The organism is Amylibacter marinus, from assembly GCF_030160015.1.
Lineage (GTDB): Bacteria > Pseudomonadota > Alphaproteobacteria > Rhodobacterales > Rhodobacteraceae > Amylibacter > Amylibacter marinus.
Genome location: NZ_BSNN01000002.1, coordinates 596,216 through 621,927, shown reverse-complemented (window position 1 = coordinate 621,927; position 25,712 = coordinate 596,216). Strand labels below are relative to the sequence as shown.

The 25,712-nt window shown below is 52.3% G+C and carries 24 protein-coding genes, 2 tRNA genes and 1 pseudogene; 17 read left to right on the top strand and 10 right to left on the bottom strand.

The genetic code is table 11. The features are described 5' to 3' along the window. The 5 genes from QQL62_RS03850 to guaA form a co-directional block, all read right to left on the bottom strand. Positions 1-858 carry an ATPase gene (locus QQL62_RS03850; RefSeq protein ID WP_284377185.1) on the bottom strand — a complete coding sequence of 286 codons (858 nt, stop codon included), beginning with the start codon at positions 856-858 and terminating at the stop codon, positions 1-3. A gap of 68 nt (positions 859-926) precedes the next feature. Next, on the bottom strand, positions 927-1,511 hold the full coding sequence (locus QQL62_RS03845; protein ID WP_284376245.1) for a gamma-glutamylcyclotransferase family protein: 585 nt from the start codon (positions 1,509-1,511) through the stop codon (positions 927-929). After that, positions 1,504-2,361 (bottom strand): DMT family transporter, encoded by an 858-nt coding sequence (locus QQL62_RS03840; protein WP_284376244.1) that lies wholly within the window; start codon positions 2,359-2,361, stop codon positions 1,504-1,506. Before QQL62_RS03840 ends, QQL62_RS03845 begins: the two co-directional genes overlap by 8 nt. A gap of 60 nt (positions 2,362-2,421) precedes the next feature. Then, the gene (locus tag QQL62_RS03835) at positions 2,422-2,718 is read right to left on the bottom strand and encodes a putative quinol monooxygenase (protein WP_284376242.1); all 297 of its coding nucleotides are present in this window, start codon (positions 2,716-2,718) and stop codon (positions 2,422-2,424) included. 79 nt (positions 2,719-2,797) lie between these two features. Next, positions 2,798-4,354 (bottom strand): glutamine-hydrolyzing GMP synthase, encoded by a 1,557-nt coding sequence (gene guaA, locus QQL62_RS03830; RefSeq protein ID WP_284376239.1) that lies wholly within the window; start codon positions 4,352-4,354, stop codon positions 2,798-2,800. A gap of 170 nt (positions 4,355-4,524) precedes the next feature. Here guaA and QQL62_RS03825 point away from each other — a divergent pair, with 170 nt between their 5' ends. Then, the gene (locus QQL62_RS03825; protein WP_284376237.1) at positions 4,525-6,078 is read left to right on the top strand and encodes a trimethylamine methyltransferase family protein; all 1,554 of its coding nucleotides are present in this window, start codon (positions 4,525-4,527) and stop codon (positions 6,076-6,078) included. Here the strand turns inward: QQL62_RS03825 and QQL62_RS03820 are convergent. Further along, a complete protein-coding gene (locus QQL62_RS03820; protein WP_284376234.1) occupies positions 6,075-6,356 on the bottom strand; it encodes a DUF6477 family protein in 282 nt (93 codons plus the stop codon). The two genes, QQL62_RS03825 and QQL62_RS03820, sit on opposite strands and share 4 nt — an antisense overlap. A gap of 180 nt (positions 6,357-6,536) precedes the next feature. Here QQL62_RS03820 and QQL62_RS03815 point away from each other — a divergent pair, with 180 nt between their 5' ends. After that, positions 6,537-7,652, top strand: a complete 1,116-nt coding sequence (locus QQL62_RS03815) for a DUF6456 domain-containing protein (protein ID WP_284376231.1) — start codon at positions 6,537-6,539, stop codon at positions 7,650-7,652. Between the two features lie 35 nt (positions 7,653-7,687). Here QQL62_RS03815 and tpiA read toward each other — a convergent pair whose 3' ends face one another. The 3 genes from tpiA to QQL62_RS03800 all read right to left on the bottom strand — a co-directional run bounded on the left by tpiA (position 7,688) and on the right by QQL62_RS03800 (position 9,248). After that, positions 7,688-8,428, bottom strand: a complete 741-nt coding sequence (tpiA, locus tag QQL62_RS03810) for a triose-phosphate isomerase (RefSeq protein WP_284376230.1) — start codon at positions 8,426-8,428, stop codon at positions 7,688-7,690. A 110-nt stretch (positions 8,429-8,538) separates the two neighbouring features. Continuing rightward, a complete protein-coding gene (locus tag QQL62_RS03805) occupies positions 8,539-8,889 on the bottom strand; it encodes a HesB/IscA family protein (RefSeq protein WP_284376229.1) in 351 nt (116 codons plus the stop codon). Then, the gene (locus QQL62_RS03800; RefSeq protein WP_284376228.1) at positions 8,889-9,248 is read right to left on the bottom strand and encodes a DUF59 domain-containing protein; all 360 of its coding nucleotides are present in this window, start codon (positions 9,246-9,248) and stop codon (positions 8,889-8,891) included. The genes QQL62_RS03805 and QQL62_RS03800 overlap by 1 nt, the downstream gene beginning before the upstream one ends. Before the next feature lie 137 nt (positions 9,249-9,385). Here QQL62_RS03800 and tgt point away from each other — a divergent pair, with 137 nt between their 5' ends. Further along, the gene (gene tgt / locus QQL62_RS03795; RefSeq protein ID WP_284376227.1) at positions 9,386-10,516 is read left to right on the top strand and encodes a tRNA guanosine(34) transglycosylase Tgt; all 1,131 of its coding nucleotides are present in this window, start codon (positions 9,386-9,388) and stop codon (positions 10,514-10,516) included. Between the two features lie 3 nt (positions 10,517-10,519). Here the strand turns inward: tgt and QQL62_RS03790 are convergent, their stop codons facing one another. Further along, entirely contained in the window at positions 10,520-11,269 is a 750-nt protein-coding gene (locus tag QQL62_RS03790; RefSeq protein WP_284376226.1) for a hypothetical protein, read from the bottom strand. A 296-nt stretch (positions 11,270-11,565) separates the two neighbouring features. On the opposite strand from QQL62_RS03790, the gene lon reads away from it, so the two are divergent. The 14 genes and pseudogenes from lon to rpmA all read left to right on the top strand — a co-directional run bounded on the left by lon (position 11,566) and on the right by rpmA (position 25,649). Beyond that, positions 11,566-13,971 carry an endopeptidase La gene (gene lon, locus QQL62_RS03785; protein WP_284376222.1) on the top strand — a complete coding sequence of 802 codons (2,406 nt, stop codon included), beginning with the start codon at positions 11,566-11,568 and terminating at the stop codon, positions 13,969-13,971. A gap of 134 nt (positions 13,972-14,105) precedes the next feature. Then, the gene (locus tag QQL62_RS03780; RefSeq protein ID WP_284376221.1) at positions 14,106-14,432 is read left to right on the top strand and encodes an HU family DNA-binding protein; all 327 of its coding nucleotides are present in this window, start codon (positions 14,106-14,108) and stop codon (positions 14,430-14,432) included. Positions 14,433-14,499: 67 nt separating this feature from the next. Beyond that, positions 14,500-14,575: transfer RNA gene (locus QQL62_RS03775), tRNA-Val, on the top strand. Positions 14,576-15,036: 461 nt separating this feature from the next. Further along, a complete protein-coding gene (locus QQL62_RS03770; RefSeq protein WP_284376220.1) occupies positions 15,037-16,317 on the top strand; it encodes a malonyl-CoA decarboxylase domain-containing protein in 1,281 nt (426 codons plus the stop codon). A 140-nt stretch (positions 16,318-16,457) separates the two neighbouring features. Beyond that, positions 16,458-16,534: transfer RNA gene (locus tag QQL62_RS03765), tRNA-Asp, on the top strand. A 218-nt stretch (positions 16,535-16,752) separates the two neighbouring features. Continuing rightward, entirely contained in the window at positions 16,753-18,288 is a 1,536-nt protein-coding gene (locus tag QQL62_RS03760; RefSeq protein WP_284376218.1) for an acyl-CoA carboxylase subunit beta, read from the top strand. A 9-nt stretch (positions 18,289-18,297) separates the two neighbouring features. Beyond that, positions 18,298-20,292 carry an acetyl-CoA carboxylase biotin carboxylase subunit gene (locus QQL62_RS03755; RefSeq protein ID WP_284376216.1) on the top strand — a complete coding sequence of 665 codons (1,995 nt, stop codon included), beginning with the start codon at positions 18,298-18,300 and terminating at the stop codon, positions 20,290-20,292. A 2-nt stretch (positions 20,293-20,294) separates the two neighbouring features. Further along, the gene (locus tag QQL62_RS03750) at positions 20,295-20,810 is read left to right on the top strand and encodes a hypothetical protein (RefSeq protein WP_284376215.1); all 516 of its coding nucleotides are present in this window, start codon (positions 20,295-20,297) and stop codon (positions 20,808-20,810) included. Between the two features lie 201 nt (positions 20,811-21,011). After that, a complete protein-coding gene (scpA, locus tag QQL62_RS03745; RefSeq protein WP_284376212.1) occupies positions 21,012-23,132 on the top strand; it encodes a methylmalonyl-CoA mutase in 2,121 nt (706 codons plus the stop codon). After that, positions 23,129-23,542, top strand: coding sequence for a methylmalonyl-CoA epimerase (gene mce / locus QQL62_RS03740; RefSeq protein WP_284376210.1), 414 nt, complete (start codon positions 23,129-23,131; stop codon positions 23,540-23,542). Before scpA ends, mce begins: the two co-directional genes overlap by 4 nt. A gap of 60 nt (positions 23,543-23,602) precedes the next feature. After that, complete coding sequence (locus QQL62_RS03735) at positions 23,603-23,776, top strand: hypothetical protein (RefSeq protein WP_284376209.1); 174 nt, start codon at positions 23,603-23,605, stop codon at positions 23,774-23,776. 9 nt (positions 23,777-23,785) lie between these two features. Continuing rightward, positions 23,786-24,532, top strand: coding sequence for a hypothetical protein (locus tag QQL62_RS03730; protein ID WP_284376208.1), 747 nt, complete (start codon positions 23,786-23,788; stop codon positions 24,530-24,532). A 314-nt stretch (positions 24,533-24,846) separates the two neighbouring features. After that, positions 24,847-25,356 (top strand): annotated as a pseudogene (gene rplU, locus QQL62_RS03725) (50S ribosomal protein L21); the annotation flags it as partial. 23 nt (positions 25,357-25,379) lie between these two features. Continuing rightward, on the top strand, positions 25,380-25,649 hold the full coding sequence (rpmA, locus tag QQL62_RS03720; RefSeq protein ID WP_284376207.1) for a 50S ribosomal protein L27: 270 nt from the start codon (positions 25,380-25,382) through the stop codon (positions 25,647-25,649). Positions 25,650-25,712 lie beyond the last annotated feature (63 nt).

The following is a 25,712-nucleotide window of genomic DNA, read 5'->3' as shown; positions in this document are numbered from 1 at the left end:
CTAGGCTCTCAGTGCGCGGGAAACGAGCGCGTTAAACTCTTGTTCGGTGCGAATGTTTGATACATCCTCGGATTGGATCGTTACGCCCCAGTTCTGGGCAATCTTGCGATAACGGGGCAGGCGGTGCTCCATTAACTGACGATATCCCCATACAATAAAGGCATCTGGATCCACCTGTTCGGGGCGAAGGGCGTGGGTGTCTAGATAGCGCTCCCAGCATTCTATCAGGAAATTTTCGGGGTAATATATCGGCTTGGGGTTGGCCTGAAAACGGCGCACCAATTCATCATTGTGCCCGGCACCACCCTCGATCCACACTGGCAGAACATGCTGGCTGACATAGGATAGTACGGGGTCGTTATCATCTGCGGCATCTACCACCTCGACAACCGATCCAGAGGTATCACAGATAAAATTTTGATAGTTATAGATTTGCTGGGCACGCTCTTGGAAATATACGGTATCCTTCATGGCGCTGATTTCCGCAGCGCGGTGCAGGCGCTGACGACGCAAAAACTCGGGAAACTCAATCCCGCCCTTGCTGATATCTCCGGGTTTTCCCAGATAGGTAGACAGCGCCGATAGATCTGAAAATCGCAGATTTGCGCCAATATAAATGGCATCCGAGCGTAACAATTCCGCTAGAAACGGAACCTTCATTGCCTCGCGCTTGAAATTGTCGGCGATATGCTCGCCCATATAACGTGTCCCGATGCGATAATCGACGCTGTAATGAAACCAATTGCCATTGGCGCGTAAAATTTCAGACAGATAGGTTTTCCCCAAGCCAGACATGCCAAAGAGCATAACCCGCTTGTGCGGTGCATTATCCCAATCATCAGCAGATTTATACAGCATGGCATCCTCGAAATTATCTGCCACCACCTAAATCAAATAACGGCGGATAATTCAAACGCTTTGCAGAATTAAAACGAAACAGATAGGTCGCGCACAAGGTGGGCCTGCGGCAGTCTCTCTAGGTTTTCATCCACTAATTGCTGTTGCTCTAGGGTTAATTCTTGGGCGCGTGGATAAATTGGCGCGGCGCGATCATCCAGTACTGGGCGGGCCCATTGCGCGGTCGAGTTGAAAAAATCTGCAACCCCTTGGCGGCCAAAATGAACATGAAACCCCTGAACAACCACATCTAAATAGCTAAGTAATATCGGTTTTTGCACGCTTGGGTCTATGGCATTGGGGGCGCCAACATAGATCATCGCGGGGCTATCTGGCTGGGTGCCAATAATGCACCCCTTGGGCAAGCTCTGGCGCGCATAGCCGCGCTCGCGCAGATCTAGTGCATCCCAACCGATGCCAGCGGTGCTGGCAAACATCCCCGAAATCTCACCATCATATGGCTCGATACTGAGAAAAGAGATATCCCCATTGCGTGCAGACCTCCACACCCGCCGCCAGCCTGAAATCCGACCTGTCTGCGGGTTTTGATAGTTATGGGTGCGCAGATTAACCAACGAGCCATAACCAAAAAAACAGCTGGCAGTATCACACATTTTTACTCTTCCAGATGATGATGTAGTTTGATGTAAAAATCACCACAGCCCCAATGATCACGGCCAATTCAACGGGTTCATTATAAAGCACATATCCCACCAAGGCGATAACCGGCAGGCGCGTGAAATCAATAGGCGTCACCACTGTCGCCGGGGCCAAAGACAGCGCTGATGTCAGGCAAAAATGTGCCGATAACCCCCCAAGGCCCACCACAAATATCCACCCCCATGCTGGGCCGCTAAGGGGGGCGATATCTCCATCATAGCCTGCACAGATAATACCAAATAACAATTGCATCACCGTCATCCAAAACATGATACAGGTGATTGTCACGCGGTTGGTCAACTGTTTGGTGAACAGGGCGCTACCGGCAAAACCAACGGTGCATAACAAAGCAGGAATTACGCCTACTCCGAAATTGGTGCTCCAGGGCTGGGTCACGATCAGAATGCCAATAAACCCGAATAGAATCGATAGGACACGCAGGGTATTTAACCGCTCGCCCAACATCAAAGGTGCCGCCAACATCACCCAAATAGGCACAGAGAACTCAAAGGCAAACAACTGTGCCAAGGGCATCAATGTCATGCAGTAAAACCACAGGTTCTGGCCTGCGAAATGGGCGACATTGCGATAGATATGCAGTGGGAAAGACGTGGTCGAAATTTCGCGCAAAGTCCCAAAAGCACTGGCCCCCAATAGCACCAAGATAACCCCGATCATCGAGCGATACATCATGATTTCAAAGGTATCCAACTGGGCCGATATCTCGCGCCCTGCTACTGCCATGGCACTAAACGAGCACACAGCGGCAATCATCCACAGGCCGGCTTTTAGGGTCGGGGTCATTTGGTAATACTCTGTTGGTTATTCACCAGACAGTAGCGTCTGATACAGAACCTGCAACGCTTAATTATCGCCGCCCTTACCATCCTCTTGGATGGTGAAATTACGCGCAATTCCAGAGGTCACCTTTCCCCAATGGGATTTATGGGTGCGGATTTGATGTTGGTCGAAATCCTCTTGGGATTTAAACGCCTCGCTGACCAGAAAACGCCCTGCTACATCAGGGCACGGTGTGATTGAAAAAAATAAACAGCCCTCTTCCTCGTGGGTCAGGCTGATATGCTCTGCCATGGCCTCTTGTACCGCAGACAGGCGATCAGACGGCACATCGATGTGCCCTGTTACGCGAATTACACTCATTTGTTCACCCAATTTTCCCCAAGTAGAGTAGCTTTGCCCAATGGGCGCAAGCCTTGATTTGCCCCGATCTGAATGAGGGCTATTCCCATTCAATTGTGCCTGGGGGTTTTGATGTAATATCATAGGTCACTCGGTTGATCCCCTCGACCTCATTGATAATACGTGTGGCGGTTTCGCCCAGAAATTCATGACTAAACGGGAAATAATCCGCCGTCATCCCATCGACAGATGTCACAGCACGCAAGGCGCAGGCATAATCATAGGTACGCCCATCACCCATAACACCTACGGTGCGAACTGGTAAAATTGCCACAAAGGCCTGCCAAATATCATCGTATAATCCGTGTTTGCGGATTTGATCGATATAAACTGCATCGGCTTTGCGCAGGATTTCCAATTTTGGGCGGGTTATTTCTCCGGGGCAGCGAATCGCCAGCCCGGGCCCAGGGAAGGGATGGCGACCAACAAAGCTGTCTGGTAATCCCAGCTCACGTCCCAGATCCCGCACCTCGTCTTTGAATAATTCGCGTAAGGGTTCAACCAAGGCCATATCCATTTTCTCGGGCAATCCGCCCACGTTGTGGTGGCTCTTAATTGTCACCGATGGGCCGCCACTAAAGGATACACTCTCGATCACATCAGGGTACAGCGTGCCCTGTGCCAAAAACTTGGCACCAATAGGGCGGGCATATTTGTCGAATACATCTATGAACAATTTACCAATGATCTTGCGCTTGGTTTCCGGATCCGATTGCCCATCTAATTCACCCAAGAACAATTCTTGTTCATTCGCATGGATCAATTTCATGTTGTAGTGATCACGGAACATGGTCACCACCTCTTCGGCTTCGCCCATGCGTAGCAACCCGTGATCCACAAAGACACAGGTCAGCTGATCGCCAATGGCTTCGTGCAACAATACAGCGGCGACCGAGCTGTCAACGCCACCCGACAGGCCGCAAATAACCTGCTCATCGCCCACCTGTTCGCGGATCGCCGCGATGGCCTGCTCGCGGTAGGCGCCCATAGTCCAATCCCCTGTAAAACCCGCCAACTTTACAAAATTCTCATACAACTTTGAGCCATTTGGCGTGTGGTGCACCTCTGGGTGGAATTGTACCGCATAGAAATTGCGCGCCACATCTGCGGTGATTGCGTAAGGAGCATTGGGCGAGGTGCCATATACCTCGAATCCATCGGCGATTTTCGATACGTGATCGCCGTGGCTCATCCAAACTTGTTCATCGCCATCGTTAAACCATCCCTCAAGAATATTCAGCGAATTCTGGGGTGTTACAAAGGCTCGCCCAAATTCAGCGGTGCCATGGCCGCTGTCTACTGTGCCGCCCAATTGGTGCATCATCACCTGCTGACCATAACAAATTCCCAACAGGGGAATACCCATCTCAAACAGCTTTTGCGGCGCGCGTGGGGATCCATCGCGGGTCACAGAATCTGGCCCGCCGGATAGGATAACGGCACGCGGTGCAAAGCCAGAGATAAAGGCCTCGTCAACAGAGTTGTAGGGATGGATTTCGCAATAGACATTTAGCTCGCGCAGGCGGCGCGCGATCAACTGGGTTACTTGGCTACCGAAATCGATAATTAAGAGGCGGTCATGGGAGATATCTGTCATGGGCGGGGTTTATTGCGCCTAGGGGCGCATTTCAACCCCGATTCTGCGCGGGCCTACAGAGATCAAGTGCAGACGCAGAAATGTCGCCAATGCGCATAGGCGCGGCGAATTTGGCAAAATATGATTTGCGATCTAAACGTAATCTATTGGGGAACACGTAAGGATTTCTCATGGCTGATTTAGAAACACTCACTCCCACACGCCGCGCACGCGGTGGCGGCGGCGCAGCGCGGCGTGCCGCACGTACCGCCGTAGTGATCGAAACTGAAAAATATATCGAGCGCAACATTCCCAATTTTGAGGTCCTGACAGAAGAGGCCCTGCAGATCATCGAGCATAACGCCGAAACAGTGCTCGAGGAAATCGGGGTTAACTTTCCCGATAATCCACGTGCGCTGGACCTTTGGCGCGCGGCGGGTGCAGATATCGATGGTGATCGGGTGCGTATCCCACGTGGGCTTGCACGTGAATTGATCAAAACTGCACCGTCAAAATTTACCCAACACGCCCGTAATCCTGAAAAGAATGTAGAGATAGGTGGCAATTCCATGGTGTTGGCGCCGGTCTACGGCCCGCCCTTTGTACGTGACCTGGATGGTGGGCGGCGCTATGCGACGATGGATGATTTTAACAAAATCGTTAAATTGACCTATATGTCAAAATACCTCCACCATTCCGGCGGTACGGTCTGCGAACCGACGGATGTTGCGGTGAACAAACGGCATTTGGATATGCTCTATGCCCATATGACCCTGACGGACAAACCCTTCATGGGGTCGGTGACCGCACCAGAGCGGGCGCAGGATTCGGTGAATATGTGCAACATCCTGTTTGGCGAGGATTTCGTGCAGGAAAATACGGTGATGACTAGCCTGATCAACATCAATTCGCCCATGGTATTTGATGATATCATGATGGGCGCGATGGAGGTCTATGCCAAAAACAATCAGGCCTGCATCATCTCGCCCTTTATTGTGGGTGGTGCCATGGCACCGGTATCTGTGGCAGGGACGCTGACCCAAGTATTGGCCGAGGCCCTAGCTGGCATCGCCTATAATCAGCTGGTACGCCCAGGCGCCCCAGTGATCATGGGGGCCTTCGTGGCATCAATCGATATGAATTCTGGTGCGCCAACATTTGGCACGCCCGAGGCCTCTAAAATCCTCTATGGTGCAGGACAATTGGCGCGCCGCCTGAATCTGCCATTTCGTTCGGGAGGGTCGCTTTGCGGCTCTAAACTACCAGATGCACAGGCGGCATATGAAACCGCTAATACGCTGAATGCGGCGCTGCTTGGTGGTGTGAACTTTTGCTTGCACGCGGCAGGCTGGCTAGAAGGTGGGCTGGTATCCAGCCTAGAAAAGCTGGTGATGGATGCAGACCAGCTGGGTGTGCTGCATTCGATGGCCAAAGGTGTGGATGTCTCGGAAAATGCACAAGCGCTGGATGCAATCCGTGAGGTCGGGCCTGGTGGGCATTACCTTGGCTGTGCGCATACGCAGGCCAATTTCAAGAACAGCTTCTGGCGCAGCGATGTACTGGATTACAAGCCCTTTGAAACATGGGCAGATGATGGATCCAAAGACACCGTAGAATTGGCCAACGCCAAGGTTAAAAAGATGCTGTCCGATTACGTTCAACCACCAATTGATCCAGAGATTGATGAAAAATTGCGGGCCTATGTACAGGCGCGCAAAGACAGCGAACCAGATGCATTTGGTTAACGCACGTGGTCTGGCAGAAACCTGATTTCTGCCAACAGCGCCGCAAGAATAGAAATGTGACGGGTGATGCTGTAAGAGGCCTCGCCCGTTTTTCGTGCTTCTTCCAATGCATTCTCCTGGGCGGCCAATCTTTCCACTGCTGTCGTGTGTTTTGGCAAAGTTACGCAACGTAATATTTGGCGCAGGTTTGTTTCCCTTTTGTACTGTAACGCCCCGATTTGAGCGGCTTTTATCAAAATGCGTGGGCGGTGAATGTTTCTAAGTGTTGTCTGTGTCATGTGGTTTGCTCCTATATTTTGAGCAACCATAACCCGATCTTAACAACTGTTGCGTGAATCCGCGATTCGCAGAACGGGCTATTATCTTGTTGTTTAAGGGGTTTGGGGGATAGTCGAGTTGTTAAGAAATTAACACAAAATTTAGACTTCAATTTAAGGTTGTGTATAAAACGGAGGAAAATGCTCGTGCCAATCTGCCCTGGTCAGCATCTTGAACCGTCGGGTATCACTGTTGATAGACCTACGGCTGCCACATCATTCAATACGCTGGATTTATATCTGGCGCATGTCCACCATGGGCGTAGCTTTCGCTCTCTTGCTCGGGAAACCGGTCTGAACCCCTCTACGGTTCTGCGCCGCATCCGCAAGGTAGAGGACAGCAGAGATGATCCATTGATTGACGCGATAATTTCCAATGCCAATCCCGAAAAACATGACCTTTCCAAGCCCAACAAGGAAAGATCACTCATGACAAATCTGAGCACTTCAAAAAACTCTTCAAACACCCCCAGCAAAGAAGAGCTGCGCATCCTGCGCCGCCTATGCGAGAACGGTGCCTTTCTCGTGATCGGGCAGGGGTTAGACAAAGGCGCGGTTCTACGCGCTAAAAATGGCGAAAAACCATCTCGCATCGCCGTTGTTACCGTGGAAATCGCCAAGGCGATGGTAATGCGCGATTGGATCAAGTTGACCAAGAACGCCTCCGTCAGCGTTTATCATGTGACCGAGGTTGGTATTCAGGCGCTGCGGCGCTCTATCGATGGCGCAGATGTGTCTGGAACTGGTTTTGGAGAACAACATCGCGAATGGGGCACGCGGGACATAAGCGATAGCTACGATGCCAAGCCTCGAAAGATGCGGGTGAACCTGCGCGAAAGCCCGCTTACGACATTGGCCCGCAAAAAAGATGCCGAGGGCAATACCTTCCTCAGCAAGGATTTGCTGGATGCGGGCGAGCGCCTGCGCGAAGATTTTGAGCTGGCGCAATTGGGCCCGCGCGTAACCCAGAACTGGGATCGTTTCATCAATGGCGGTGATCGTGGGTCGTTCTCTGGCCAAGGTGAAAGTGGGAATTCCGCCGCACAAAAGCGCTTGCAGGGTGCATTGGGTGCGTTGGGCGCAGGTCTTGGGGATATCGCACTGCGCTGTTGTTGTTTCCTAGAGGGGTTGGAATCAGCCGAAAAACGCATGGGCTGGTCGGCAAGATCCGGCAAGATCGTGCTGCGTATCGCCCTGCAACGTCTGCGCCTGTACTATGATGACTTGGGGCAGATGAATGGCGACTATATTGGATGAAATCTGCGCTCACCCTTGCGGGTGAGCGCTACACATCAGGTGCTAAGCGCCTGAACAATCACATTGAAATCTGCCGCTTTTAGGGATGCGCCGCCAACCAGCCCACCATCTACATTTGATACCGCCGCAATCTCGGTGACATTCTTGGGGTTCATCGAACCGCCGTATAGGATGCGCGTTGAACGCCCAACCCCGGTACCAAAGCGGCGTTCTAGGCGTGTGCGGATGAAATCATGCACCTCGCCGATTTGATCAGTGGTCGGGGTTAAGCCAGTGCCAATGGCCCAAACCGGCTCGTATGCGACCACCAAATTCAATCCGGATGCACCATCGGGGATCGACCCCGCCAGCTGACCGCCGATGATATCCAGTGTATTTGCCGCCTCGCGTTGATCCAATGTTTCACCTACACAGACAATCGCCACTAGCCCCGCAGTCCAAGCGGCTTGTGTTTTATCACGCACAATTGTATCGGTTTCGCCCATATCTGCGCGGCGTTCAGAATGGCCCAGAATGACATATTTGGCACCTGCGTCAGCCAGCATCTCGGCGGATATTTCACCCGTGTGGGCACCCGAAACTGCGGTATGGCAATCTTGGGCACCGGCCTTAACCACGCCACCCTCGGCGGCAATTGCCCCGATCAATGGGGCAGGGGGGCATAACAGCACATCGCACTGCGCATCCTTTGCCAATTCGTTCAAGGTGCGAACCTCGCTTAGGTTGGCCTGCAACCCATTCATTTTCCAATTACCAGCTGCAAGTTTCCTACGCATTATATAATCCCTTAGTTGATTTACCCGTATTGTTACGCAACTGATCCAACGGGTGCAACACAAGGGTCGCCAAAACAGCAACAATTCAGGGCAATCGGATAGGCTGTTGCTTAAATCTCGTTAAACTTGATGGATTCACCACAGCCACAGGCCTCGGAGACATTGGGGTTGTTGAATTTGAACCCGGCCTCCAACAGCGATACCTCGTAATCGATCTCGGTGCCAAATAGAAACATCTGCGCCATAGGCGCGATCATAACGGTGGCACCATCTTGGGTGACCACCTCGTCATTGGGATCAATTTCATCGACGTAATCCATGGTATATTCCATACCCGCACAGCCGCCCTTTTTGATGCCAAGACGCAAGCCCTTTTTCCCGCCCTGTTCCATCAATCGGCGGATTTGAGAGATCGCGGCATCCGTCAGCGAAACCGCAGATTTTCCTGGGATGGCAAACATTACATGAATCCTAACTCTAGGCGGGCCTCATCACTCATCATATCCATGCCCCATTGAGGCTCCCACACCAAGGCGACATTCACAGATTGCACACCGGGCACAGGCTCAATCGCCTCTTGCACCCAGACGGGCATTTCACCGGCCACAGGGCAGCCAGGTGCGGTCAGCGACATCAATACATTCACATCACCGCTGTCAGCGATTTCAATTGTATAAATCAGCCCTAGATCAAAAATATTGACCGGAATTTCGGGGTCATGCACCGTACGGCAGGCCTCGCAAATCGCGTCATAAAGCGGATGATCGGTGCTAGAGGGCGCAATCATCGGTGTGCCCTCCATTTGTACGTCTTGGGTCATATCAGTATTCCTGTATTCTTGAGTCTTATCATATGGATTATACAGAGCGGTGTCCATATGGCTCTCAAAACTGTTATTGTTGGTTTTTACTGCGCGAATTCACTTGAATTTTGTCCACATGCTATTACTCAGCACCCATGGATCAAAAAATTTCTTTCGATATCGCAAAAACCGATGGCCGTGCGCGCACCGGTGTTCTGAAAACACCCAAAGGTGATATTCGCACACCGGCGTTTATGCCCGTAGGCACCGCCGCCACGGTTAAGGCGATGATGCCCGAGAACGTGCGTGCGACGGGGGCTGATATCCTGTTGGGCAATACGTATCATTTGATGCTGCGCCCCGGGGCTGAGCGTATTCATAACCTTGGTGGCCTGCACCGGTTTATGAATTGGGATCGCCCGATTTTAACGGATTCAGGCGGCTATCAGGTGATGAGTCTGACTGATCTGCGCAAATTGACCGAAGAAGGCGTGAAATTCAAAAGCCATATCGACGGTGCTGAATATAACCTAACGCCGGAACGCTCGATGGAAATCCAGCGCTTGTTGGGGTCCGATATCGTGATGTCGTTTGATGAATGTACCCCGTTTCCCGCAACCGAGAAACAGGCCAAAGACAGCATGGATCTGTCTATGCGGTGGGCACAGCGTTCGCGCGATGCCTTTGGCGATCGCCCGGGCTATGCGCTGTTTGGGATCCAACAGGGATCGACGTTCAAAGAAATGCGCGCCGAAAGTGCGGACAAGCTGATGAACATCGGCTTTGATGGCTATGCGGTGGGTGGCTTGGCTGTGGGCGAGGGCCAAGAACTGATGTTCGAGGTGCTAGATTATGCCCCAGAACAATTGCCCAAGGATAAGCCGCGCTATCTGATGGGGGTTGGCAAGCCTGACGATATTGTAGGCGCTGTTCAGCGTGGCATTGATATGTTTGATTGCGTTTTGCCCAGCAGATCGGGCCGTACAGGTCAGGCGCAAACCCGCATGGGGGCGATTAACCTGCGCAATGCACGCCACCGCGACGACCCACGCCCCTTGGATGAGAATTGCACATGTCCGACATGCCAAAACTATTCGCGTGCCTATCTACACCATGTGCACCGTGCTGGCGAGATTATCTCTAGCATGCTGTTAACATGGCATAATCTGCACTATTACCAAGAGTTGATGCAGGGGCTACGCGACGCGATTGCTGCCGAACAATTGGACGCGTTTGTGGCCAATTTCCACGCCATCCGCGCCGTCGGGGACATAGAGCCGCTTTAGCACTTAACCCTCGGTTGCCCGCTTCATCGCCGCAATCACAGCGCGACGGTGATGCACGCGCACATCTAGGCTGTCGACGACATGATTGTCATGTTGCGCGGGCAGAAACTGGCGCGCCGCCAGCCCTGGAAACTCTGGGTCACTGAGCTCTGCGCGTAGATCAAAGTATTCATAGCCCGCCGATTCTACCGCATCACGCAATATCTCTGCCGCCTCACAATTGTTAGCGGCATGTTCAGCAATGGTGGTGGGGATATCGCGCATGCGATCCGCCACCCCTAGGCGCTGATCTTCTTGGCTGATGCGTTTGGTAATATTGCGAAACACGTAGCTGTTAAAATAATCCTGAGCGGTGATTGTGGTGGGGTTTAGCCCCTTGAACACCACATGCTGGTCGGGGTCTGACATCGTCTCTTTTACCCGCGCAACATAGGCGCGATAGGTGGGGGCCAAATCGGCTTCTACAGACTGTTTGGTGTCTTTGACATATTTGCGAAAATACAGGCCCGCATCTGCGTCTACCAAGCCAAAATTCATACAAATGAAAATAGGATCATCCTCGGCGATCAGGCGCTGAAACTTGCGAAAGGCGAAACGGGATGCGGCCCCATTGGCAAATCCCTTTGCGGATGCAGCAATCATGGATCGCTCGCTGACCTTGGGTTCGGCCACATCCACATAACCTGACCACCGGATCATGGTAGATTGGCCAAAATATTTGGTATGCGAATCTCCGTAGCAAAAAATTTCCATTTCGTGGCCCCATTTTCTGTCTCATTGCTTTAAATTGGCTTACACAACTCTGGTGTTTTTTGCCAGCGTGTTAAATTCATCTTTAGAGACAATCGCTTAGGAATGAATAAACAGCCCAATATCACCACAGGTCTAAATTGAACATTTCGATAACATATCCGTGCCTTGCCTCTGTCCCTTGCTTGACTCTCGGGCGAACAATCCCCAAATTACTGGGTACAACCTCCATAGGAGAAATTTAGCGTTGCTGCAGGTGCGGGACGCCACGAATTTCTTGCTAACTCAAAGGACAAAAAATGACAGACGCTAACAGCGCAACCTATCCTGTACTCCCCTTGCGTGATATTGTGGTTTTCCCACATATGATCGTACCCTTGTTCGTCGGACGTGAAAAATCCGTGCGCGCCCTAGAGGCGGTGATGGACAGTAACAAAGAAATACTCCTTTCATCTCAAATCGATCCCTCCGAGGATGAACCAAGCACCGATAGCATCTATCAGTACGGCGTGCTGGCCACCGTGATGCAATTGCTGAAGCTGCCCGATGGCACTGTGAAGGTGCTGGTCGAGGGGCGCGAACGTGTGCGCATCGATGAATATTTGGATACTGAGGATTATTTCGAGGCCCATGTCACTGTTCTGCAAGAGACTCGTGCAGATGAAGAAGCGATCGAGGCCCTAACGCGCACCGTTTCCAGCGAGTTCGAACGCTATAGCAAGCTGAATAAATCGATCCCAGAAGAGGCCTTGGCCTCTGCACTGGAAACAGATGATGCCGCTCAATTGGCCGATACCGTGGCTGGGCATTTGTCAATTCGTGTGGATCAAAAACAAGAGCTGTTGGAAATCCTAGATATCGGTGCCCGCCTAGAGGCGATCTTTGCTTTGATGCAGGGCGAGATGTCGGTTTTGAAGGTCGAGAAAAAGATCAAAAGCCGCGTCAAAAACCAGATGGAGCGCACCCAGCGTGAATATTACCTGAATGAGCAAATGAAGGCCATTCAGAAAGAGCTGGGCGAAGGCGAGGGCGGCGATGACGAGGTTTCAGAGCTGGAAGCCAAAATCGCAGATACCAAGTTTAGCAAAGAGGCCCGAGAAAAGGCCGAAACCGAGCTGAAAAAACTGCGCAACATGTCGCCTATGTCTGCCGAAGCCACCGTCGTGCGCAATTACCTAGATTGGATGACAGCGATTCCATGGGGTAAAAAATCCCGCGTGAAGAAAGACCTGAACAAGGCCCAAGCCGTGCTGGACAAAGATCATTATGGTCTGGACAAAGTCAAAGAGCGCATCGTCGAATATCTGGCCGTTCAACAACGTTCAACCAAGCTAAAGGGCCCGATCCTGTGCCTTGTCGGCCCTCCAGGTGTTGGTAAAACCTCGCTGGGTAAATCTGTGGCCAAGGCAACAGGGCGCGAGTTTATTCGCATCTCATTGGGTGGTGTGCGCGACGAGAGTGAAATTCGCGGCCATCGGCGTACCTATATTGGCTCTATGCCCGGTAAGATTGTTCAGGCGATGAAAAAGGCCAAGACCAATAACCCGCTGATTTTGCTCGATGAAATAGACAAAATGGGCCAAGATTTCCGCGGCGACCCCGCATCCGCCATGCTCGAGGTTCTGGACCCAGAGCAAAACGGGTCTTTCGTCGATCACTATCTAGAGGTTGAATATGACCTCTCGAACGTGATGTTCCTGACCACGGCCAATAGCTATAATATGCCGGGGCCATTGTTGGATCGCATGGAGATCATTTCGCTGTCGGGCTATACCGAGGACGAAAAACAAGAGATCGCCAAACAACACTTGCTGTCCAAGCAGATCAAAAACCACGGCCTGAAGGATTCCGAATTTTCGGTAACGGATGGTGCGCTGAAAGAGGTGATCCGCCGCTATACCCGCGAGGCTGGCGTGCGGAACTTGGAACGCGAGCTGGCCAAGCTGTGCCGTAAGGCGCTGACCTCTATTGTTAAGGGGGCCGAGAAGACGGTCACCGTGACCAAAGAGGGGATCGAGGATTTCCTTGGCGTGAAGAAATTCAAATACGGATTGGCCGAAGAATCTGATCAGGTCGGTGTTGTTACCGGGCTGGCCTATACCTCTGTTGGGGGCGAATTACTGTCGATCGAGGCATTGAAACTACCCGGTAAGGGGCGGATGAAAACCACTGGGAAATTGGGCGATGTGATGAAAGAAAGCATCGATGCCGCCTCATCCTATGTGCGCTCTATCTCACCCGAAATCGGCGTAAAACCACCGCAGTTTGAAAAAATCGATATCCACGTGCACGTGCCCGAGGGTGCCACCCCCAAAGATGGCCCCTCTGCGGGTGTTGGCATGGTGACATCGATCGTGTCTGTCCTAACGGGTATTGCCGTAAAGAAAGATATCGCCATGACAGGCGAGGTGACCCTACGTGGGAATGTTCTACCCATTGGCGGCCTAAAGGAAAAGCTGCTGGCGGCCCTAAGGGGTGGCGTAAAAACCGTTCTGATCCCTGCGGATAATGAAAAAGATCTGCCTGATATTCCTGATAACGTGAAAGAGGGGCTGACGATCATTCCTGTAACCCACGTATCAGAGGTGATCAAACATGCGCTGGTCTCAGCCCCCGAGGCGATCAACTGGGACGAAGCCGAGGAAGAAGCCGCAGCAGCCGCCCTTGCTCAAAGTGGCAAAGAAGGCGCCGCGCGTCCACATTAAGACTATCCCTTGTTTGCATTTGGGCCGCCCTCTGGGGCGGCCTATTTTGTTTCCACTTTAGGTTTTGTTAATCTTCCCACCTGATCCTTGAACATAAAAATGTCCATGGCATCTGTCAGAAAAGGGAGTGACCAATGACCGAAAACCCCACCACACTACACTCGGATCCGTCCCCATCGCGAAATCCAGATGCACAGGCTGGGCGCAGTAACGCCCTTACCAAGCGTGACATTCTGGAACATGTGGTTTTGGAAACTGAGGCAAATAAAAGGTATGTCCGCGAAATCCTTGATAGCGCCTTTGGGTTTATCGCGGAAACGCTGGCGGCAGGGCAAGATGTGAATTGCCCCCCCCTTGGTAGGATCAAAATAATCAAGCGCAAAACCAACAAAGGTTTGCAAAAATTGTACAATGTGAACCTTTCTGTCGGTGGCCAAACGCACGATGTAAAAAAAATGTAAAATAATGCAAAGAAGAGCAAAAAGCCTCTTGATGCTCATCAGTTTCAACGTTACACCGCACCTCGAAGGGTGATTAGCTCAGTTGGTAGAGCGCTTCGTTTACACCGAAGATGTCAGGAGTTCGAGTCTCTTATCACCCACCATATACCCACCATTATTGATTTCATGAGATGCGTTGCGTTGTGCAAAATCTCCGTCCTATAGGCCCTGCTGGGCTAAACCCGCCGAAATAGGGCAGCATCAATTTCGCATGCCCCGCGCCGCGGGCATTAGCCAAGGTTTGGGTGTAATCATAGCCCATAGATCGAGGGTCGTGAGCAGGTTCGACAAATACCTACCCGTTTCACAAAGATGCAGCCGTAATCTGTCGCAGGCTCTCGGCGTATCTTCATCCGGAACCGGTACCTTAGCCCATAGAATGGATGCCGGTGGCTTGTGATGTTTGCCGTGGCGTCTTTTAATCTGGGGCTGGATACGTCATCGGTTTCATGAATATAGTCCCTAGTTGGGTGGAAACCGTCTGCGGTTGTCTGATCGCCCATTAAATTGCGATGTTTTGCACATGCAGTATTGAATATTGATTTGAGTTAAGAAAGGCCACATTGTGTTCCCCGATAGATTGATGCCAAACCCGCGTGGAAGTTTCTTTACCGATATCATGTCCTCCTTGTTCGAGCGCAGATCACGCGGCGCCGCTGCGCAGGATCAACGAGATATCACCGAGTTGTGCACAGCTCTTCTAACCGAACGCGTAGAGGCATCGCTGTTTCAGCTCGCCTCGACAATTTTTGAACGCTACAACGCCTTTGATGATGCCGAGAAGCTGGCATTCTTCCTGCATCTCAACGAGGCGCTGGATGTAGATGCCGATGCGGTTCACAAGGCCGCACAATCCTATGTAAAAGGCGCATCCCCCGAGGAATACCAGAGGTTGCGTGCGCTGGCCGAGCCCAAGCGCCACAAGTTGTTCCGCCGTCTGAATCAGGTAACTGACGGCACAGAACAATTGGTACGCATGCGCACCGATCTGCTGCGATTCAAGCGCGAAAATCCGGCCCTTGCCAAGACTGATATGGATTTTGTCGAATTGTTTCGCAGCTGGTTTAACCGCGGGTTCCTCGTGATGCGCGAGATTACATGGAATAGCCCCGCAACCATTCTTGAAAAAATAATCGCCTATGAGGCCGTGCATGAAATCCGCCAATGGGAAGAATTGCGCCGCCGCCTGCAACCTCAGGATCGCCGTTGTTTTTCGTTCTTCCATCCGGCCATGCCGGACGAGCCGCTGATTTTTGTCGAGGTCGCCCTGTCCAAAGGGGTGGCCAATTCCATCGATGACATTCTATCGGATTCGCGCAAGGCCTTGGATGAATCCGAGGCCGACACGGCCGTATTCTATTCTATTTCAAACTGCCAATCTGGATTGGCTGGGGTTTCGTTTGGAAACTCTTTAATCAAACAGGTGGTGCGCGAGCTGATTGTTGATGTACCGCATCTCACCACATTCGTAACACTGTCTCCCATACCGGGGCTGATGAAATGGGCGAAATCAGCGGGCCATATGCCCAAGGAACGAGACCCCGAAACCTTACAGGCACTTGCGGCGCAATATCTGCTAACGGCCAAGGCAGAAAACGGCAAACCTTTGGATCCGGTGGCGCGCTTCCATCTGGGCAACGGTGCCGAGATTTTGGCCATCCACGGCGCGGCTGATAGTTCTGAAACAGCCAAGTCGCGCTCGGGCGGGGCTATGGTTAACTATCACTATAACCTTGGTAATATACGCGAAAACCAAACGGATTTTGAAAATGACTACCTTGTGCGGGCCTCTAAAGAGGTGCGCGCCTTGGTTCCCAACCCAAAGAAGAACCCCAGAGGCGCATAATGCGGCTAATTCACCAACGCCGCGATTCCATCAGGGAAGGGAGCATTCCCGCGATAGATAAAATGCATTTTTTTTCGGCTTGGCCACAATCGCGCCTTGACGCCTAGCGCCACGAACCCTAATACACGCCTACTCTTTGCGCGGTTGTAGCTCAGCTGGTTAGAGTGCCGGCCTGTCACGCCGGAGGTCGCGGGTTCGAGCCCCGTCAACCGCGCCATTTCCCCCCGCCATGAACAAATCGCTTCTTAATTACCCGTTTGGCTCTGTGTGATATCTGTGTCATAATTTACGGTCAAAGGACGGGCATGTGGGTCGAAATAGGCGGAGAAATTGCCTAAAATGCGGCAAAAACCTCTCTTGGTGTTCATTTAATAATTCGAACCACGCCTTGTTGCCGCGCATTGCGCGTGCTTAATAGAGAATACAGGAGGAACCATGACCAACACTATTGCACAAGAACTACTTGATAGACGAGACCAAGCGCGCTTGGGCGGCGGCCAGAAACGTATCGATTCCCAACATGCCAAAGGTAAACTGACAGCGCGTGAACGCATAGATGTTCTTTTGGATGCTGGATCATTTGAAGAATACGATATGTATAAAATCCACCGCTGTGCGGATTTTGGCATGGATAAACAGCAAATTCCAGGCGATGGTGTTGTTACGGGCTGGGGCACTATCAATGGTCGCCCAGTGTATTTGTATTCTCAGGATTTCACTGTTTTTGGTGGATCTCTATCTGAATCCCACGCAGAAAAAATCTGCAAGGTCATGGATCTGGCCATGCAAAACGGTGTGCCCTTGATTGGCATTTCCGACAGTGGTGGCGCGCGCATCCAAGAGGGTGTTGCCTCTTTGGCGGGCTACTCCGAGGTCTTTTACCGCAATGCACAAGCCTCTGGTGCAATCCCCCAGATTTCAATGATCATGGGCCCCTCCGCGGGCGGGGCGGTCTATTCCCCTGCTATGACTGATTTCATCTTCATGGTCAAAGACACCTCCTATATGTTTGTTACCGGCCCTGATGTGGTGAAAACCGTCACCAACGAGGTGGTGACCTCGGAAGAGTTGGGCGGGGCGCTCACCCACACCAAAAAATCATCCGTTGCTGATGGTGCATATGACAATGATGTCGATGCCTTGTTGGAATTACGCCGCTTTTATAGCTTCTTGCCGCTGAATGCGGGCGTTAAACCCCCGCGGCAGGCCACAACCGATGAATGGGACCGCGAGGATACCTCGCTGGATACCTTGATTCCAGAAAATCCAAATCAGCCCTATGATATGCGTGAAGTGGTGCAAAAACTGGCCGACGAGGGTGATTTTTTCGAAATTCAGAAAGAATTCGCAGGCAATCTCTTGGTGGGCTTTATCCGCATCAATGGGGAAACCATTGGTGTCGTTGCCAATCAACCTATGGTGCTGGCGGGCTGTTTGGATATCGCCGCCAGCCGCAAGGGCGCGCGTTTCGTGCGATTCTGTAATGCCTTTAGCATTCCGATTTTGACCCTAGAAGATGTGCCCGGATTTTTGCCTGGTACCTCACAGGAATATGGCGGTATTATTAAACACGGCGCAAAACTATTGTTTGCCTATGCGCAGGCCACCGTGCCACTGGTGACTGTTATTACCCGCAAGGCCTATGGTGGTGCATATTGTGTTATGGCGCCAAAGCATCTGGGCGCAGATGTGAATTATGCATGGCCCAGTGCACAAATCGCGGTGATGGGGGCTAAGGGTGCCACCGAAATTCTGCACCGCGCCGATCTGGATGATCCGGATAAAATCGCACAGCACACCGCCGATTACGAAGATCGGTTCGCCAACCCGTTCATCGCGGCGCAGCGTGGCTTTGTTGACGAGGTGATAAACCCGCGCTCAACACGGCGGCGCATTGCACGCGCCTTTGAGCTGCTGAAGAACAAAGAAGTTCACCAGCCCTTCAAAAAACACGACAACATTCCACTGTAGGTATCTGATATGATAAAGAAAATACTTGTTGCTAACCGTGGTGAAATCGCCTGTCGGGTCTTTAAAACAGCCAAATCTATGGGCATCAAAACCGTAGCCGTTTATTCCGATGCAGACAAAGAGGCGCTGCATGTTTCGATGGCTGACGAGGCCATCTACATCGGCGCATCTCCCGCCGCAGAGAGCTATTTGGTGATCGATAAAATCATCGCCGCCTGTAAGGAAACCGGCGCAGACGCCGTGCACCCGGGCTATGGGTTCCTGTCAGAACGCGCCGAATTTTGCGAGGCATTAGCCAAAGAGAATATCACCTTTGTTGGCCCACCTGTGCCCGCAATCGAGGCTATGGGCGATAAAATCACCTCTAAGAAAATCGCTCAGGACGCGGGCGTATCTACTGTGCCCGGTCACATGGGGCTGATTGATGATGCCGAACATGCGGTAAAAATCGCAAGCGAAATCGGCTATCCGGTAATGATCAAGGCATCCGCCGGGGGCGGGGGCAAAGGCATGCGTATCGCATGGGATGATGCCGAGGCACGCGAGGGATTCGCGCGTTCTAAATCCGAGGCCGCCAGCTCTTTTGGTGATGATCGGATATTCATCGAAAAATTCGTGGTCGAGCCGCGCCATATCGAGATCCAAGTCTTGGCCGACGGGCACGGCAACTGCATTTACCTAAATGAGCGTGAATGTTCAATTCAGCGCCGCAACCAAAAGGTGATTGAAGAGGCCCCAAGCCCCTTCCTGGACGAAAAAACCCGCAAGGCTATGGGCGAGCAATCCTGCGCCTTGGCGAAGGCTGTGGGATATACCAGCGCGGGCACCGTAGAGTTTATCGTTGATAAGGATCGCAATTTCTATTTCCTAGAAATGAACACCCGCCTACAGGTGGAACACCCGGTTACGGAATTGATCACAGGCGTTGATCTGGTCGAACAAATGATCCGCGTCGCCTCGGGCGAAAAACTGGCGCTGAAACAGCAAGATGTGCAGCGCAATGGCTGGTCAATTGAGAGCCGCCTTTATGCCGAGGATCCCTATCGTGGTTTCCTACCTTCTATTGGCCGCCTAACGCGCTATCGCCCTCCAGCCGAAGAAAGCAGTGCAACCCATGCGGTGCGCAATGACACCGGCGTGTACGAAGGCGGCGAGATATCGATGTTCTACGACCCGATGATCGCCAAGCTGTGCACATGGGCCCCGGATCGCGAACAGGCTATTGATCAGATGGAAACTGCGCTGGATAGTTTCGAGATCGAAGGCATTGGGCATAACCTGCCATTCCTGTCGGCTGTTATGGCCCATGATCGCTTTCGCTCTGGTAATATCACCACCGCCTTTATCGAGGAAGAATATCCCGATGGTTTCATGGGCGTCACCCCATCTGGGGATGCGTTGGATGTGCTGATGGCCTCCGCTTTGGTTCTTAACCGTATGAAAGAACAGCGTATTTCCGAACGTGACAGCACATTTGATGTGCATATCCCGGTGCAACAAGACAAGGTTTTGCGCATTGATCGCCAAAACACCCCCGCCACCATTGCACAGGGCGAGGGCGGCTTTGTCGTTGGCCTGAATGGAAAAGATCTGCACTGTGATGTGGCGTACCGTCTGGGCGAGACATTGATGCGTATAACCATCGATGAACGCACGCATTGCGTAAAGGTCGAGCGCGCCATCGGTGGGTATCGCCTGCGTATGCGCGGGGCCGATATCGTGGTGCAGGTGCTCTCGCCGCGTGTGGCAGAGCTGGCGGCATTGATGCTGGAAAAACTGCCCCCCGATACATCAAAACTGCTGCTGTGCCCAATGCCCGGCTTGGTGGTCTCATTACTGGTGGCCGAGGGCGATCACGTAGAAGAGGGCCAATCCCTTGCCATTATCGAGGCCATGAAAATGGAAAATGTCCTAAAGGCCGAGAAAAACGGCACCGTGACGAAAATTCCCGTGGCCGAGGGCGACAGCTTGGCCGTGGATGACATCATCATGGAGTTTGAATAACCATGCAGAACATGCTGGCCCAAATCCCCATAGGCGCTGTGATTGGCGCCTGTGTTGTGATTTTGGGCTGGTTTTTCAATACATGGCGCGAGCGGGAATACCGCCGGCGCCTGCGCCGCGAGAAAACCCGCGATTATCAAGAGACACTCTATGCAGAGATTCGCGCCTATGTCGCGGCTCTTAGCCATGATAGCCTTGATGAATACGGCGCCGCCTCAGTGGCCAATATGCACGCAGATGCGGATTTCATCCCGTTCATCCCGCTAGAAAGCAACGACACCGTATTCCAATCCTTGGTGAAGGATATCCATATCCTGCCGCGCCAATGTCTGGATTCGATTGTATTATACTATTCACAATTGCGCGCGATTGAGCTGTTGATCAGCGATCTGCGCAGCGACACCTTTGATACGCTGGCGAAATCAAGACAGATTGCCATGTATCAAGACTATATCGAAATGAAAAAAGAGGCGCTGAATATGGGAAATTCAGCCCTGCGCATGATGGAAAACACCTGATGCAAGGCTGGATTGAAAATTTTGCGTCAAGGGGCGCTATAGGCACTGATCAAAACGGGGATCAATACCCAGGGCGTGGCCCTGTGCGACCTTCGATCGGTTTTTTCTTTGTTACGGCCATATCAGGTCGTCCTCTCAGCAAGTTACGCTCCTTATATAACCTTAAATTCCTAATCTTTCAACACACAAGGGAACAGGCACATGGCACAGCATAAGAAACAATGGGCAGATCTTGCCACCTCCGAGGCCAAAGGTCGCGCGCCACGCCCCAAGAAAACCCCCGAAGGCATTGGTGTAGATCCAGTCTATTTCGCCGCTGATCTACCAGAGGCGGCATCAGATGCCGTGCCCGGTATCGCGCCCTTTACCCGCGGGGTGCGCGCCACGATGTACACAGGTCGCCCATGGACGATCCGCCAATACGCAGGCTTCTCTACCGCCGAAGAAAGTAATGCATTCTATCGCAAAAATTTGGCCGCAGGGCAAAAGGGACTGTCCGTTGCCTTTGATCTAGCCACACACCGAGGCTACGACAGTGACCACCCCCGCGTTGCGGGCGATGTGGGCAAGGCCGGTGTGGCCATCGACAGTGTCGAAGATATGAAAATACTCTTTGATGGTATTCCATTGGACAAAATGTCCGTTAGCATGACAATGAATGGTGCGGTTATTCCCGTATTGGCTATGTATATTGTCGCCGGCCAAGAGCAGGGCGTGGATAAATCAAAACTGTCTGGCACGGTGCAAAATGATATCCTAAAGGAATTCATGGTGCGCAATACCTATATCTATCCGCCAGAGCCCAGCATGCGTATCATATCCGATATCATCGAATATACCGCCGCCGAGATGCCGAAATTCAACTCGATTTCAATCAGCGGCTACCACATGCAAGAGGCCGGCTCCACATTGGCCCAAGAACTCGCCTATACGCTGGCTGATGGTATGGAGTATGTGCGCGCCGCCATGAACAAGGGGCTGGATATCGATGCCTTTGCACCGCGCCTGTCGTTTTTCTTCTGTATTGGGATGAATATGTTCATGGAGGCGGCCAAGTTGCGCGCGGCGCGTCAAATGTGGGCAAAAATCATGACAGATTTTGGTGCCAAATCCGAAAAATCCAAAATGCTACGCACCCATTGCCAAACATCCGGCGTGTCTCTGACGGAACAGGATCCCTATAATAACGTTGTGCGCACCACAATCGAGGCCATGGCCGCCACCTTGGGGGGGACACAGTCCCTGCACACCAATTCCTTTGACGAGGCCATTGCTCTACCCACCGAAACCAGCGCGCGCATTGCGCGTAATACCCAGCTTATCCTACAACACGAAAGCGGTATCACCGATGTGGTCGACCCGCTTGGGGGCTCGTATTATATCGAGGCGCTGACGGCTGATTTGGCTGAGAAAGCATGGGAGCTGATCGCCGAGGTCGAAGAAATGGGTGGCATGACCGCCGCTGTAGAGGCCGGCCTGCCCAAAATGCGCATCGAAGAGGCCGCGGCCCACCGCCAAGCCCGCATCGATAAGGGCGAAGATGTGATTGTGGGGGTGAATAAATACCGTCTTGAAGAAGAGGATGAACTTGATATCCGCGAAATCGACAATACTGCGGTGCGCGCCGCACAGATCAAGCGCATCAACGCCATGAAAAAATCCCGCAACAGTGCAAAATGCCAAGAGGCGCTGAATGCCCTAACACAGGCCGCAACTGATAAAACCGGCAACCTGCTGGAATTGGCGGTCGAGGCCGCACGCCACCGGGCCACCTTGGGCGAAATTTCCGATGCGATGGAGCTGGCCTTTAGCCGCCACGCAGCTGTCACACGGGTGATCAGCGGCGTGTACGAAAACGCCTATGCTGGCGATCCTGAATACAAAACCCTGCAATCACGCGTGTCAGAAATGCAGACCACGCCCCATGTCTTGGTGGCCAAGGTCGGCCAAGACGGCCATGATCGCGGCGCCAAGGTGATTGCCACAGCCTTCGCTGATCTGGGCTTTACGGTTGATCTATCTGATATGTTTGAAACGCCAACCGAAATCGCCACCAAGGCGATCAAGCTGGGTGTTGATGTGGTTGGGGTTTCGTCGCTGGCGGCCGGGCATAAAACGCTGATCCCCGAGGTCATCGAGGCCCTGCGTGGGGCAGGTCACCCTGAAATTATCGTAATCGCTGGCGGGGTAATACCCGAACAAGACTATGATTTCTTGCTAGAGGCGGGGGTTGCACAGGTGTTCGGCCCAGGGTCAAATGTGATCGAAGCCGCCAGCTCGGTTCTGGGCCATGTCCAGGGATTGCGTAGGAACACAAAATGATCGGTCGTCTAAATCACGTGGCCATTGCCGTGCCAGATCTTGCACAAGCTATGGCGCAATACGAAAATGCTCTGGGCGCATCGGTCGGTGCCCCAGAGGATCTGCCAGAGCATGGCGTGACAGTGGTGTTTATCGAGCTGCCAAACACCAAAATAGAGCTGTTGTTTCCCTTGGGCGCAGATAGCCCTATCGCGGGTTTCCTAGAGAAAAACCCAAGCGGGGGTATTCATCATATTTGTTACGAAGTGCACAGTATCAAAGATGCGGTGGCACAGCTGGTGGACAGTGGCGCGCGGGTGCTGGGCGGGGGCATGCCCAAGATTGGCGCACATGGTAATCCGGTTGTGTTCCTTCACCCCAAGGATTTTCAAGGTAGCCTGATTGAGCTGGAAGAGGTTCCCCACAGTTGACAAAAACGGATAGAGTTTTAAATATATCCTCATAGCGCATATAAATTATTTGAGGGCAAAATGAACAAAGTACTGATTGTGGGTGTTATCACACTGCCTCTGGTAATGTTTTATGCGATGTTTGCCACCAATGTTATGACCACGTTCCAAGACAATGCATCCGATGCGGAACAGGCGGCGCGCTGTATGATGTGCACAGCCTATAAGGGGCGCCACAATTACAAATCCTTCTAAGGGTTTGTGATGCGGCTGGTTGCATGGAATTGCAACATGGCCTTGCATCGCAAATGGGATGCTTTGTGCGCGCTTGCGCCCGATGTGGCAGTGATCAGCGAATGCGCGGCGCCAGAAATCCTTGCCCAAAAATCCGATATCCCCTTGACCCCTCAGACGGTGCTGTGGATGGGTAAAAATCGCCACAAGGGGCTGGGGATCTTCTCTTTTAATGGATACACGCTGGCCCCGTTTGAAAACTTTGGCGCGAATTTACACTATATCCTGCCGGCTCACATCACCACACCACAGGGACGGGGGATAAATGTGATGGGCGTTTGGGCACAAAATGCCAGCGCAGGTATCACCCGTAAACGTCAATGGGGGCCTCTGCGCTGTGCCCTGCGCCGATACCATACGGCGTTTTCGGGCCAAGCGGCACTATTGGCTGGGGATTTTAACAACAACACCTTTTGGGACAAGCGGGGTTGGCGCAGCAATCACATGACAATGGTAAATATCGCCCGCGAGATGGGTTTGTTCAGTACCTATCACCACAGCTACAGCGAGGATCATGGCGCCGAGAGCATCCCCACCCATTTTTGGCGGGATCGCACGAAGGATGGCCCGACCTATCACATCGATTATATTTTCGCGACCATGCAAATGATTCAAAACCAGCGGGCCTTTGAGATTGGTAATTTTGAAAATTGGGTGGGGAACAAGCTGTCTGACCATGTGCCTCTAGTGTTCGACTATGACGGTGGCGCTGGTTGATACTGCGTTGTGGTTTCTTAGGTGTAGGGGGAATGGGCGGACAGGTTATTCACCATGGGGAACCGGGTGCTGTTGTTTGGGGGTGATTTTGCCACAAACCGCGATGGCCGCTCCTAGCGATCCCGCCGCCAATGTGCTTGACTTTACGTAGTTTTTTCTTGATAAGCCGCCCACGACCCCGACTCGTGTTGGGGGGTATTTGTTCAATTTGTACGACATCGTACACGCTGTGCGAGGCGCGGGTAACCGCTAAACACCTGATTTTATTCGTGAATTCAGGGGCCGTAGGACGCGGTTATAAAAGGAAAGCGCATATGTTTGCGGTTCTAAAAACTGGTGGTAAGCAGTATAAAGTTGCCAGCGGGGATATCCTGCGTGTTGAAAAAGTAACTGGCAACGCTGGTGAAACTGTTCAATTTAACGAGATTCTGATGGTTGGTGGCGACAAGCCAGTGATCGGTGTACCCACTGTTGCAGGCGCTGCTGTACAAGCGGAAATCCTAGAGCAGGGCAAAGGTGTTAAGACAATTAACTATGTTAAGCGTCGTCGTAAGCACTCTAGCCAACGTAAAAAGGGCCACCGTCAGCAAATCACTGTTTTGCGTGTAACTGACATCTTGGCCAAAGGCGCTGATAAATCAGGTGTAGCGGCTGCAGAAAATGGCAAAGGTTTCGTACCGGGTGCCGAAGTAGCAGCACCAGCGGCTAAAAAGCCAGCGGCTAAAAAAGCAGCCCCCAAGAAAGAGGCCGCTCCTAAAGCAGAAGCAGCCAAGAAACCAGCAGCTAAAAAAGCACCTGCCAAAAAAGCAGCGGCTAAAAAAGCTGAAGACAAGTAGGAGAAAGCGAAATGGCACATAAAAAAGCAGGCGGCTCGTCCCGCAATGGTCGCGACTCCGCAGGACGTCGCCTTGGCGTAAAAAAATACGGCGGCGAAGTCGTAATCCCTGGCAACATCATCGTGCGTCAGCGCGGTAACAAATGGTGGCCTGGTGAAAACGTTGGCCAAGGCAAAGACCACACATTGTTCGCCCTAGAAGGGGGGAACGTCAAGTTCCACAAAGGCTTCAAAGGCCGCACATTCATCTCAGTTCTTCCGGCAGCCGAGGCCGCCGAATAAGCTGACGTGTGCAAACATATGTTTAGACAGGGGTCGGCAGTTTGTCGGCCCCTTTTTTTTGGG